The 12,086-nt window shown below is 59.0% G+C and carries 6 protein-coding genes and 11 pseudogenes; 8 read left to right on the top strand and 9 right to left on the bottom strand.

Going from position 1 to position 12,086, the window contains the following annotated elements:
- Window positions 1–880 (bottom strand): annotated as a pseudogene (locus XI09_RS09810) (transposase); the annotation flags it as partial.
- Between the two features lie 69 nt (window positions 881–949).
- On the opposite strand from XI09_RS09810, the pseudogene XI09_RS09805 reads away from it, so the two are divergent.
- Window positions 950–1,408: pseudogene (locus XI09_RS09805) on the top strand (transposase); the annotation flags it as partial.
- Between the two features lie 42 nt (window positions 1,409–1,450).
- On the opposite strand, the gene XI09_RS09800 reads toward XI09_RS09805, so the two are convergent.
- From XI09_RS09800 to XI09_RS09775, 6 genes and pseudogenes are all read right to left on the bottom strand, one after another.
- A complete protein-coding gene (locus XI09_RS09800) occupies window positions 1,451–1,684 on the bottom strand; it encodes a chorismate-binding protein (protein WP_271566647.1) in 234 nt (77 codons plus the stop codon).
- Window positions 1,665–1,901 carry a chorismate-binding protein gene (locus XI09_RS09795; protein WP_271566646.1) on the bottom strand — a complete coding sequence of 79 codons (237 nt, stop codon included), beginning with the start codon at window positions 1,899–1,901 and terminating at the stop codon, window positions 1,665–1,667. Before XI09_RS09795 ends, XI09_RS09800 begins: the two co-directional genes overlap by 20 nt.
- Before the next feature lie 17 nt (window positions 1,902–1,918).
- Window positions 1,919–2,173, bottom strand: coding sequence for a chorismate-binding protein (locus XI09_RS09790; RefSeq protein ID WP_271566645.1), 255 nt, complete (start codon window positions 2,171–2,173; stop codon window positions 1,919–1,921).
- Complete coding sequence (locus XI09_RS09785) at window positions 2,110–2,520, bottom strand: hypothetical protein (RefSeq protein WP_271566644.1); 411 nt, start codon at window positions 2,518–2,520, stop codon at window positions 2,110–2,112. Before XI09_RS09785 ends, XI09_RS09790 begins: the two co-directional genes overlap by 64 nt.
- Window positions 2,521–2,874: 354 nt before the next feature.
- Window positions 2,875–3,055, bottom strand: a pseudogene (locus XI09_RS09780) (Dabb family protein); the annotation flags it as partial.
- A 179-nt stretch (window positions 3,056–3,234) separates the two neighbouring features.
- Window positions 3,235–3,858 (bottom strand): annotated as a pseudogene (locus XI09_RS09775) (GntR family transcriptional regulator).
- Window positions 3,859–4,206: 348 nt separating this feature from the next.
- Between XI09_RS09775 and XI09_RS09770 the strand changes: the two are divergent.
- The 6 genes and pseudogenes from XI09_RS09770 to XI09_RS09745 all read left to right on the top strand — a co-directional run.
- A pseudogene (locus tag XI09_RS09770) lies at window positions 4,207–4,561 on the top strand (aspartate 1-decarboxylase).
- Window positions 4,562–4,609: 48 nt separating this feature from the next.
- Window positions 4,610–5,751 (top strand): annotated as a pseudogene (locus XI09_RS09765) (8-amino-7-oxononanoate synthase).
- A pseudogene (gene bioD, locus XI09_RS09760) lies at window positions 5,748–6,381 on the top strand (dethiobiotin synthase). Before XI09_RS09765 ends, bioD begins: the two co-directional pseudogenes overlap by 4 nt.
- Window positions 6,382–6,530: 149 nt before the next feature.
- Window positions 6,531–6,776, top strand: a complete 246-nt coding sequence (locus tag XI09_RS09755; protein ID WP_271566643.1) for a hypothetical protein — start codon at window positions 6,531–6,533, stop codon at window positions 6,774–6,776.
- 4 nt (window positions 6,777–6,780) lie between these two features.
- A pseudogene (gene panB, locus XI09_RS09750) lies at window positions 6,781–7,627 on the top strand (3-methyl-2-oxobutanoate hydroxymethyltransferase); the annotation flags it as partial.
- 2 nt (window positions 7,628–7,629) lie between these two features.
- Window positions 7,630–7,848 (top strand): annotated as a pseudogene (locus XI09_RS09745) (pantoate--beta-alanine ligase); the annotation flags it as partial.
- A 234-nt stretch (window positions 7,849–8,082) separates the two neighbouring features.
- Here XI09_RS09745 and XI09_RS09740 read toward each other — a convergent pair.
- Window positions 8,083–9,113 (bottom strand): annotated as a pseudogene (locus XI09_RS09740) (IS110 family transposase).
- Window positions 9,114–9,328: 215 nt separating this feature from the next.
- On the opposite strand from XI09_RS09740, the pseudogene XI09_RS09735 reads away from it, so the two are divergent.
- A pseudogene (locus tag XI09_RS09735) lies at window positions 9,329–9,829 on the top strand (IS110 family transposase); the annotation flags it as partial.
- 511 nt (window positions 9,830–10,340) lie between these two features.
- Here the strand turns inward: XI09_RS09735 and XI09_RS09730 are convergent.
- On the bottom strand, window positions 10,341–11,417 hold the full coding sequence (locus XI09_RS09730; RefSeq protein ID WP_442869568.1) for a 3-hydroxyacyl-CoA dehydrogenase NAD-binding domain-containing protein: 1,077 nt from the start codon (window positions 11,415–11,417) through the stop codon (window positions 10,341–10,343).
- Between the last annotated feature and the right edge of the window lie 669 nt (window positions 11,418–12,086).

Genomic DNA, 12,086 nt, shown 5'->3' with positions numbered 1-12,086 from the left:
TGAGCGGTACGCGACTCTTGATTGGTTCCGCTTTAGCTGGGATGAGGGCATCAATGCCGCGCCGCTCGAGCGCGCCGTAGACTTTAGCGTAGGCATAGCCCGCATCGGCGGTGACCACCTTTATGTCGATGCCCGTAATCGCTTCAACCTCATCGACTTGCGGCTCGATCATCTCTCCTTCGTTCGTTTCTCAAGTCGTGACCGCGACGTCCAGAATGACACCGACCTTGTCATCGACGGCCGTGTGCTGCTTATAAGCGGGTTCCAGCCGCCGGTTTCGGGCATTCGTAGCCATTGTCGCATCGGGATCAGTCGTGCAGACCTTTTTGTACTTCCCGCTTTGCCGGGCCTTTCTATCATCTTCCCTTTGATTTTCGCTCAGCACATCCACCACATGCTGCTCGGTGAGGCTGTCCCAACTCACGTTGGCGCGGATTAGCGACGCATCGATGTGAACCACATCGGCTGTTGTGATCTTGGCCTTCAGACAGGCCTGGACCGTTCGTTTAAAGATCCTACGGAATCGCTCTTCGCCCCAGCGCTGGCGGATGCGCGTCAGGCTGGAATGGTGTGGTAGCTGCTCATGCAGGCCATAACCAGCAAACCAGCGGATGGCGATGTTAACCTGAGCCTCCCGGATCAGCTTGCGATCGTGTACGATGCCGGTGAGCAGACCCGCGAGCATCAGGCGGACCGCGGCCTCCGGATCGATGCCTGGCCGACCATCGTTCGCGCAATAGCAGTCGGAAACCTCTTCCCTTAGCCAAGATACGTCGAGCACGCGATCGACCCGCGCCAGCACGTGCTCATCTGGGACGAGCTGTCTGAGCGTGCCAGTGATAAAGAGCTCCAACTGATCCCGCTCCTTGCGCCCCAGCATCTCGTTTGCTCCGATCGCGAATCGCCGACGAGAACGGAATCAGCCAATTGCAGCTTTTTCAACGACCCCCGCGTCCACTTCATGCGCAACGCGCTGGCCCATGCCGGCAAGAGCGGCCGGCGCGTCGTCTCCGCCTTCATCGCCACCGCCTTCGCCCAAGACGATGCCGAGGCGGCGCGGGCGCAATGGCGGCGCGTCGCCGACCAGCTCCGCTCCAAGCTGCCGAAGCTCGCCACCTTCCTCGACGAGGCCGAGACCGACGTGCTGGCCTATATGACCTTCCCGGTTGCGCACCGCGCCAAGCTGCACTCGATCAATCCGCTCGAAAGGGTCAATGGTGAGATCAAGCGCCGAACCGAAGTGGTCGGCATCTTCCCCAATGAAGATGCCATCGTCCGCCTCGTCGGGGCGATCCTGCTCGAGCAGAACGATCAGTGGGCGGTCCAGCGCGGCCGCTACATGACACTGGAAACGATCGCCCCGTTGGGCGATGATCCCGCCGTCAGCTTCCCGGCAATCGCCAGCTGACCGATCCGGCCCATGCCGGCGAACGCGGTGACCCGCACTCAGCTACACCACGCCAGGGGACATGATCAGCAGGATCGCAATATTCGTATCCATGTGCCCATCGAAGCCAACAAAGGCGATTGCTCCGCAATAGAGCCCTCGCGCCAGACGCTCAATTTCCGTGATAATTTCCATCGCTCGCACTTTCGGTGCACCGGTAATAGCCGCCCGGGAGCAGGCGCGGAGTAGCGTAACGGCGTCTTCGTGTTCTGAAATTTCACCCGTGACGATCGACACAAGGTGGTGCATGGAAGCATAGGGTCGAGTTTGCACAGCGCTGGAACATCGATTGCATCGGGGATGCAAAAGCGTGATAAATCATTACGCAAAGATCCACAATCATCGTGTTTTCTGCCCGATCCTTCTCAGACGCGATGAGAGCGACGGCGAGCCGCTGGTCCTCAATAAAATCAGTGGACCGTCCTATCGTACCCTTGATGGGGCGCGTTTCCACCCGTCGTTCGTGAAGCGTTAAAACGGCAAACTCGATGAAAACGTGAGGTTGCCATAGCGCAAGAGAGCTGCAAAAGGGGCTGGATTCAAGGATCGCACTTGACGATAGAAGGCGAGCGGATCAAATGAGCTCGGGAGCTTGGCCCTAAAGCGGCGCGCAATGTTAACCTGGAAGACATCCCCTGTTAGAATGAAATCGTCGACGCGCTTTACTGCAGAGACATGGCGTCTCGGCTGAAGTGCGATTTCCGTGCGTCCACCCTGACGGGGCAAACATTCGGCAGCGGGTTTGAGTTCATAAGCAAAGCCGCAAACTCATCGGCTCGACAGCGCGCACCTTCCTTTTGACCTGCGGGCTCTTGCTCCGGCCAACCAGTAGAAACGATCCAGCATCGCTGGTCGCGGTGATCGTAGCTGAGAACCACGTCATAGAAATGGAGGATCGATAGAGGCAAATGCCAATCGGGGATCTCGGGCACCGGCAATCGCTCCAGCCTCCTATTCAGATCATAGGCAAAGAACCCCGGCCGCTCCTCGCTGAAACGGCGGAAGATCAGGATGATGCTCTTGCGGATATTTGGCGAGAAGGCTGAGAGGTGCTTCCCACGGATCGCCCTCAAGAGGCTCCTGGCTGGTCTTCGCTTGTCCGTCCGCGACCAAAAAAGGTGCTGAACGGGTCGCAAGCCAGATATGAGTAGGGGCCGAGCGAATCGTGGCCGCCGAACTATCAAGGAACGTGAGTTGCGGCCGATGCGCGAGACATTGCATCGCTGCGACGGGCTCAGTCCACTGCAGTTCGCGGAAGTACGTTGCAATCAGTGGCCAACTGATCGCATGCTGGGAGAGTGGCGCTCCTATTGGGATTCCTACGCCAATGGCAGCGATGCGTGTCTAGCGCCCGCAAGTTCTCTAGTCCGGTTGCAATATTGACCCGGAGGGACCGGGTGTGCCGGCAAGTCGGCCTATCATTCGTTTCAGGCAAAGCTCGCATCCATTACTACGTAGTAGTCAGCTGCGAACGCAGTTCGCGGAGCGGGCGCACTCGCTTGATCGATTCTTGATATAGACGATGCGCCTTGCAAGCTGCGAGCTCCGCCTCGTTTCGAACTCACCGTAAACCACAATGTCGATATCGTTTTCAAACTGGTCGTCCTTGTCGACGATGTGACGAATCATGCACAAGCCTAGATTGATGTCGGAAGTAGTCGTTCTCTATCGTGGGGGCGTCTGCTACAAGCTTTACAGTCTCTTTCCTTGTCGCGCGGGGGGGCGTGATCTGCCGATCCCCCGATATCCGAGGCTCTGCACTGGAACTCGCTAGAGTTCATTTCTGGTCAGGATGCTAAAAGCGCAACGCGCTCGATGCTTTGGATATGACGCGCGAGCAGTTGGCAGGCTTGATCGATGTTGCACGCTCGCAGCGCTTGTAGAATGAGGCGGTCGTCCAAATTGAAGTGTAGTCGCCAGCCGGCCCTCCGCGCCATCGCGAACACCAAACGAGAATTTGCGAACTCTAGTGGCGAGCAGGCGAGGCATCGCGCAGGACACCACCAGTGCATGGTGAAACGCGCGGTTTCCTACCTCAAACTCCGCGATTGTTTGGACATTGTCTCCCTCCATCAGCGCAAGCTCGATTTTTGCTAGATCGGCCGGCGTGAGCTTTGGCGCCGCATTGCGCAACGCGACCACTTCGAGAGCGGCGCGCATCTCGGCGATGTCCTTCACTGATTTGGTATCAAGTGGAGCAACCGGCATGCCACGAGGAGGCGAAGCGACGACAAGATGTTGGGCCTCCAAGTATCGAAAAGCCTCGTGTGCCGGAACGTGGCTAGAATTGAACTCCGGGCCACGTGATCCTGCGGAGTGGAACATCCGGCTGCAGTGCGCCCCCTGATAATTCGGTCCGCCACCGTCTCTGCAATGCGTCCTGCAATCGTCCTAATCTCTCCGCCGCTCATTATAGATTATCTACACAAGTAGCATGCGCGATTCTAACGGGAAACGCTTCTCATCGCGCAGCATTTCTCCGAATTCAGGCCGATTTTGCCTTCTTCAGCCGTCAATTGGCTTCTACATTATGGGTGCAGACCGCTCGACCATAGATATTTGTGAAACTTATCTATGGTCGGGCCATAGACAAGAAAAATGGCATAGGAGGGCAGCGATAGGGTTGCTGCTCGCGGAGTGCGTGGAGCTGCAGGGGTGTGCTTCTCGGCCAGGACGAACTCAACCTTCATTAGTGATGCGCTGTTGGCCATAAGGGGCCTGGAACGAGGCCTCAGCGCGGGTTGGCGGACCGGCTCTGCATGAATCATCGCGCTTCCGTTACCGAGGCCGATCTGTACTGCCCGATCTCGATTGATGGCGCACTGCTGGACGCGGCGGGATTCCTGGTCCATGAGCGCGTCGAGGTCTTCAATACTGACACCGGAGCGCGCTTTGCCGCCTACGTGGTTGAGGCGCCCGGGGATCGGGCACTATAGATCTGAACGGCGCGGCTGTGCGCCTCGCGCTACCCGGCATAAAATTGTTCTCGCTGCTTACGTCTCCTTGGAGGAGGCGGAAGCCAAGACCTTCAGGCCTCGGGTCGTGGTTGTTGACCGACAAAACCGCATCGTGCGGGTTGAGGGCCGAGACTGGTGCTCGAGCAAGTGCGTCTAGCGCGCCGGAATTCTGTCGCATCTGATGGGTGCTTCTGCGAGGGACACAATGAATTCTATGCGTCATTCTCGCTATGTGGAAGATTTGCAAGCTCTAGAAAGAGATGGCCGACTGCGCGGCCTCAAGCCTCGCGCGGGAATCGATTTCGTGTCGAACGATTATTTGGGGCTCGCAAGCGCGCCGCGAATAAAGAATGCCGTCTGGGACGCGATTGATGCCGGTACGCCAATAGGAGCTGGTGGTTCGCGGCTCCTGCGTGGCAACTGCGAGGAGCACGAACGGCTTGAAGCTGAAGCCGCTCAGTTTTTCGGGGCTGAGAAGGCGCTTTTCTTCAGCAGCGGTTATGTCGCAAATTTCTCTGTTCTGACGACGCTGCCGCAGCGAGGTGACCTACTTGTTCTCGATTCCCTGGTGCACGCCAGCATCCACGAAGGCGCGCGGGCTGGCCGAGCCGATTTCCGGATTAGTGCGCATAACGATCTCCAGTCTGTCGAAAGTACAATCCGTGACTGGCGCGCCCAGGGCGGAATGGGGCGCATCTGGATAGTGGTCGAAAGCATCTACAGTATGGATGGCGATTTGGCGCCGCTGCAAGAGCTCAGCTTGATCGCGGCCCGGCACGATGCGTTTCTTTTTGTGGACGAGGCGCATGCCACCGGGGTTTATGGCGAGCAGGGACGAGGGCTCTCCGCTTGCTTGGAAGGACACGAAAATCTGGTGGTCGTTCATACCTGCGGCAAAGCGTTGGGCTCCGCTGGAGCACTCGTTACGTCCTCTACCGCGGTACGCGACTTTATGGTCAATCGCTGCCGGCCGTTCATCTTTGCCACCGCGCCCTCGCCATTGCGGTTGCCGTCCGGGAGGCGCTGTTGATCCTGCAGGACGAACCCGAGCGTCAGCAGCGTCTAGCGAGCCTGGTCGCCCTCATGCATCGGGAGATGAAGATGCGCGGTCTGCGATGTCCGTCCAAATCGCAGATCGTACCGTACATCGTAGGTGACAATTCGGATACGATGCGGCTTGCGTCTGCCCTGCAGGCGCGGGGCTTCGATATTCGCGGAATCCGGCCGCCAACCGTGCCGGCGGGAACGGCCCGCCTCCGCGTATCGCTGACGCTCAACGTGAGTGAGGATGACGTATGTGCGATGCTGGATGCCCTCGCTGACGAGACGAGAGGCCGGTCGCGATGACACTGCGTATCGTGGTGACGGGGACTGGTACCGGAGTCGGAAAAACTGTGTTTTCTGCCGGACTTGCCGCTCTCCTCGGTGCGAATTACTGGAAACCGATCCAGGCCGGACTTGAAGGTGAGAGTGATACCGAGATCGCAGCACGGCTGGGAAGTCTCCCGCCCGATCGGACCCTGCCAGAGCGTTACCGCCTTCGAACAGCCGCTTCGCCCCATCAATCCGCTAAGATTGAAGGTGTTCGCATTGATGCGGCTTCAATCGATGTGCCAGATACGGGGGAGCGGCCGCTTGTGATCGAGGGCGCCGGCGGGCCGATGGTGCCGTTGGGAGGAGATGCACTCTACATCGATGTTTTCGAAAGGTGGCGGCTTCCGGTCGTGCTTTGCGCAACGACGGCGCTACGTACCCATCAATCACACGCTTCTCTCGATAGAGGCGCTCCGAAGGCGTCGGATTGACATTCTCGGGATTGCGTTCATCGGCGAACGAAACTCTGCGAGCCAAAGTGCGATTCGCGAAATCGGACGCGTGCGTTGGCTGGGGCGATTGCCTTGGCTTTCTCCTCTTACAGCACGCACGCTGCAGTCAGCGTTCGAAGCGTCTTTCCATGCTGATGATTTCAAGCTCTGATGCCAAAAAAGAACTTCGAATTCCGCATCCGTTCACGCAGCACCGCTTCAGGGTGAGATGACGAAGGTTCCAGGTGGAGATGCCGCCTATCTCTACAGCGGGGATAGCCTACGTATGAGATGCGATTTCGTCCTGGACGGACGTGACCCATGGTGCGACGTCTGCAACGCACACCCATGCGCTCGATCAAGCGTTCTTCACTGATACCGGCTCAACTCCGCGTCGAAGCCGCTGAACAGGCGCGGGTTGATCGAAACAACAGCGGTAAAGCGCGGACACGCGTCGTAGGTTTGTTACGTGTTGAGTTGCTTTCACTAGGAAGGCCGGATTTGCGGATGCAGGACAGGGAGCAGATCAGTATCAAAATGAGCCATCTTTCGGAAGTCGCCGGTTGAACGCGTCACGATCCCAGTTTTACAACGGGAAGGAGGAAGGGCGTCGCATCGTAATGACCCGCTTACGATGGGGTTGCGGCTAGTATAGCACAATCCGATCGTCGACATCATCCTCGTTGGCGACAGTGTGGGGAATGTCTGCCTCGGCTTCGACAGCAGCCTTCCTGTCACCATGGCCAGATGAATCACCAAGTAAAGGCCGGTTGCACGCACAAGGGAGCGCGCGTCGCTCGTGGTCGATATGCCCTATCTGAGCTTTCACCTCAGCCGTGAGGAGAGATAAGCAATGCAATGCGGGGGGGCTTCGTGCAGCGTGGGGCCGACGCAGTGGAGCTCGAGGGCGGTGCCAAGCGTGTCGACATGGTTCGCGCTTTGGTTCATTGTGAGATTCCCGTAATAGGCCATCTGGGCCTGAGCCTACAGAGCTTAACATGATGGGCGGGTTCGAGGTGCAAGGCACGAAGGTGCACGATGCGGTGCGCCTCCTTGAGGACGCTCACCTTCTCCAGGAAGCTGGATGCTTTGCTCTCGTCTTGGAGGGTATCCCGGCGGAACTCGCCGCGCGAGCCGCCGAGTCCCAGAGCATCTCTACCATCGGAATCAGAGCGGGATCCGGATGTTCTGGCCAGGTGCTCGTTATTCCTGATGTGCTGCGACTGACCGAGGGTCATCAGCCGAATTTCGTCCGTGCGTATGTAGACGGTTTTCGGCTATTGCAAAAAGCGCTTTCGCACTGGACTGCTAATGTCCGCCAGGGTGCATTCCCGGGACAACAGGAATCCTATCGTCTTCCTGAAGCTCTGGAGCACGTGATCGCAAATTGCGTCCCCTCAACCAAATCACAGGCTTGATAATGCAGAGATTGACGACGATCGACGAGCTGCGTCACACCCTCGCAAGATCACGAAAGGCCGATAAGCGCATCGGATTTGTTCCGACGATGGGATACCTGCACGAGGGACATCTGGAACTGGTCGAGGCAAGCCGGGCGCAATGCGACGTCACCGTAGTAAGCATCTTCGTCAACCCGACTCAGTTTCAGCCATGTGTGGACCGCTCCGGGTTGGCAAGGAGACTCTTCACGTCGCAGGATTGGTCGGAGCAGCCATATGTTCGGCCTGTTTGCGCGGTACCCATGACCGCTGGCCATAATGCCCTCCGCGGATCAGGTCCCGGTCAAAAGCACGCATTCGAGATGCGATGGCCCAAGTGGGGTGTCCTGATCGCCGGATCAAACGGCACTGCACTACGTGCTGTTCGCCCTCGCAACCGTTACGTCACGCCGGCGATGTCGGCGCGATTTCGTTTAGGCCGCCAGCGCGGCCGGCTCCTGGTTGCGTTCGTTCCTCGCCATCATCGCCCAGGCCATCCTGGCGAACTTGTTGGCAAGCGCGATGGCCGCGACCTTGGTGGGCCGCCGGGCCAACAATCGCGTGAGCCATGGCCGATGATCGGTGCCATGGATCTTGGCGTAGCGGATTACGGCGAGAGCGCCAGCCGTGAACAGGCTACGCAAATAGCGATCGCCCTGCTTGCTGATGCTGCCAAGCTTGTCTTTGCCCCCGCTCGAGCTCTGCTTTGGCACGAGACCAACCCAGGCCGAGAAGTCCCGCCCGGATCGGAAGGCTTTGGGATCGGCAATGCTGGCGACCAGCGCTGTTGCCAGCGCCGGACCGACGCCAGGGATCGCGTCCAGCCGCTTGCTCGTCGTGTTTGTTCGATGCCAGGCGATGATGCGGCGGTCGAACTCAAGGATCTGGGCCTTGCGCGAGCAATTGACCGCCAAGAGCAGCAAGGCACATCCGGGCGACCTCCGGGACTCGGTCTTCGGCTTTATCGGCGACGACTTCCAGCAGTTGCTCGACGCCTCGCCGCCCAACAGGGGCGACAATCCCGAACTCGGCAAGGTAGGCGCGGATCGAGTTGATGACCGATGTCTGCTGGCGGGATGAAGAGGTGGCGCGCTCGGTGAAGCATCAGACAGCTCTGTTGCACGTTTGTCTTGGTCGGCACGAACCGCATGTTGGGCCTCATCACCGCTTCACAGATCGCCTCCGCGTCCGTAGCGTCGTTCTTCTGCCGCTTGACGTAGGGCTTCACATAGGCCGGAGGCATCAATCGCACCGTATGTCCCAACGCCCGTAGTTCACGGGACCAATGGTGCGATGATGCGTAAGCTTCGATCCCCAACAGGCATGGCGGCAATTTCTGGAAAAACACCAAGACGTGGCGGCGCCTCAACTGACGGCGTACGACCAGCTGGCCGGCTGCATCAACGCCGCGCACTTGGAAGACCGACTTCACAATATCAAGGCCAATCGTCGAAATTGACTGCAGAGGCTGCTCCTCCGAATCGTGAGAGCCTCAAAACGGCTCCCACTCCTTGGCACTCTCGTGCCGGTGGAGGAGCCGTCCACATGGGTAATCGCGGGAGCGAGTCGCCCCCTGAATCCGGGTCAACCGACAATGGAAGCTGGTGGCTGTTCCCCGATAGGATGGAAATACGGGCTCACGACTGGACGCCGAGCCCAAGCCTCGAATGGAGAACAGCCATCGAAGAATATATTGGTCTCGACGTGTCGATGAAAGAGACGGCAGTCTCGATCCGCCGAGCAGGTGAACGGATCTGGCGCGGCAAGTGCGCATCTGATCCGAGTATCGTCGCCGAGCTCATTCGCAAGTGGGTGCCGATCGTAAAGCGAGTGGTGTTCGGGACCGGACCGCTGTCGGTATGGTTTTATCATTCTTTTCGCACCGAAGGATTGCCGGCGATCTACATCGATGCGCGACATGCTAAAGCGGCGCTTGACATGGCGGCGAACAAGACGGACGCGAATGACGCCGATGGCGCGCGCGCGCGTCTGGCGCAGCTCGCGGAAGTCGGGTTCTTTCGTGAGGTGCGCGTGAAGGGATTCGACAACATGCTGGCACGCACGCTTGTCGCGGCGCGCACTCGGCTGGTCCGGATCACGATCGACCTCTCCAATCCGATCCGAGGTGTCATGAAAACCTTCGGTCTGCTGGTTCCCGCCGGAAAGGGAAGCACTTTCGAGAAGTAGATGAAGACTGACCGCAGGGAAGCATTTCCGCACACCCACAGAGGCATGATTCCGATGATCAACGAAACTGGGGCAGATAGCGAAGGAAGCCAAACTGGATCGAGAGCTGCGATTAATCTCGTTGGCCCACTTGCTGACGGGCCTGGCGACCTGGGTTGGCCAGCCCGCCGTTACCCGCTGCACGAGTGCGTTCTCTCATTACTTCGAGGCTTCCCGGCCACGATCCTCATCGAGACAGCGAGTTCGCGTCGCGCGATTTTGTCCGGCGGGCCTATCCCTCGTCGCCGGCGCCGAGAACTGTCTACGCATCTAGGCACACATACCGCCGTGAAGCTCGTGAGGACAGGACAAGCTTGATTCGGCTGCCGTCTTTTGAGAAGTCTAGCCGTCGGTACCAAAGCAATGGGTGGCAGTAGCGTTGCCGAGGAGCAGAAGGTAAGCTACTCATCGACGTCTTCTGTCCGGCGGTGTCCCTCGCGTTGGCGTCTGCAGCGGATCGGAGCAATCAGTGCGGAACGCGGTCGCGCAGCCTCTGTTCCCAACGCGCGAGCGTCTCGCCCGCGCCGTAGTTCTGTGAGCGCAGCGCCCGCAGCACGGCCACAAGGCCGTCGTCGAGCTTCTGTTCGTACTCCAAAAGGGTCATGTTTTCCGCCGACGATTGTGCGTTCGACTGCTCGGTGAGTTTATCTAGAAAGGCATCCGTAAACTCAGGCACCTCCTCGAGCCTCGAAGACGACCTCCGACCGGCCCCCCATTTCTCGAAGTAGGCACGCATGCTGGTTTGACCAGTGCCGACGAAGTAGGTCAAAATAGGCCCCAAGATCGGCCGACGCAGCCCGAAGGAGTAACGGACCGCGTCATCGATCTCCTGTACTGTGGCTAAATCGTCGTGTACCAGCCACAGCGCTTCACGCCACGCCGCCGTCTGCAATCGGTTCGCAATGAACCCATCCACCTCATTGCGCACGACGAGCGGGTGCATGCCGACTGCCCGATAGATCTCTGCCGCCCGTGTCAGGTGCTCCTGCGCCTTGCACTGTCCAGCGCAGAGTTCAACGAGCGGCACCAAGTACACGGGGTTGAACGGATGCGCGACCAGCAGGCGCTCGGGGTGCTCCATCTCCGCCTGCAGCAGCGACGGTGTCAACCCCGAGGTCGACGAGCAGATCAATGTTCCAGGGGCCGTCGCCCGGCTAACCTCCGCGAGCAGCTGCTGCTTGAGCTCGAGGCGCTCCGGCGCGGACTCTTGCACGAGCTCCACGCCATGCACCGCGTCTGCGGCCGACTTCACCACCGTCAGGGATCCTTCTGTCGGCAGCGTGACCTGTGTTAACCGGCGGTAGGCCCGGCGCGCCTTGGTCAGGCGCTCCTGCACGCGCTCGAGCGCACCAGGCGACCGGCCATAAACCTTCACGTCGATTCCATTGAGGATGAACCGTGCGGCCCACCCACTGCCGATGACTCCCGTCCCTAGCACTCCGACTGCTCGCGGAACTCTCTCGGACATGGACGTAGAACTCTCAGACATGAACGTTGGCCTCGTTGACAAGAAAGTTGAGTTGGTACTTCTCGCGCACTTCATCCGCACTCATCGCAATTTCTCCAGACCGTCTACCGTCCGCCTTAGAAGCTCAGAATCAGCCGGGAGCCGCACCGCGAGAGTGAAGGTTGTCCTGCAACCCGTTCACAGGTTGGCGCCGACTACAGCCCGAGCGCCACCAACTTGGTCAGCTCGTTCGGGATAACTGCAATTTCATACAGTTCATTGGCTGCGAATTCCCGGTCGAAAACCGGACCAGCCGATCAGTTAGATCGAGATTCGTCATCAAGACCTCCTGTGGGGCGAGCCGCTGCGACAGCGTTCGCTGCGGCAATTCTCATCGTAGCAATTGATGTGCCAGTCGCCATCCCCTTGCTTGCCGATTTATCCAGAGAGAGAAAACACGAGTTTGCCACAAGCCGGCGTTTGGAAGGCTGCCGCAACTAGTCGGATTCTTGACATCGCGTAGTCAACGGGACATTTAGGTGGAGAGGCGCGCCACTTCTTCTCGTGTAGGGACTGCCATTGCATGGACGATGTGTGGTGGTGCAGGTCGTCGCTGCCGCAGGCGGTCTGCTGCCGGAAACCTGGCCTGCGTCACGCGATAGAAAGTCGCGAAGCACACACGATCTAGGTGTTTAGTCCCAGACTTTGATGGTGCATCCTTATCGCACGATTCGAGGGAAGCGCTATGGGACAGATTTTACACGG

Origin of the sequence: Bradyrhizobium sp. CCBAU 11386, assembly GCF_028128955.1 — a bacterium.
Classification (GTDB): Bacteria; Pseudomonadota; Alphaproteobacteria; order Rhizobiales; family Xanthobacteraceae; genus Bradyrhizobium.
This window is presented reverse-complemented; position numbering and strand designations above follow the sequence as displayed.

What these genes read in the sequence shown, in the direction of transcription:
- XI09_RS09755 (WP_271566643.1), top strand. Translation starts at nt 6,531, where the DNA reads ATGGTGCGACGTCTGCAACGCACACCCATGCGCTCGATCAAGCGTTCT.
- XI09_RS09730 (WP_442869568.1), bottom strand. Translation starts at nt 11,417, where the DNA reads ATGAAGTGCGCGAGAAGTACCAACTCAACTTTCTTGTCAACGAGGCCA.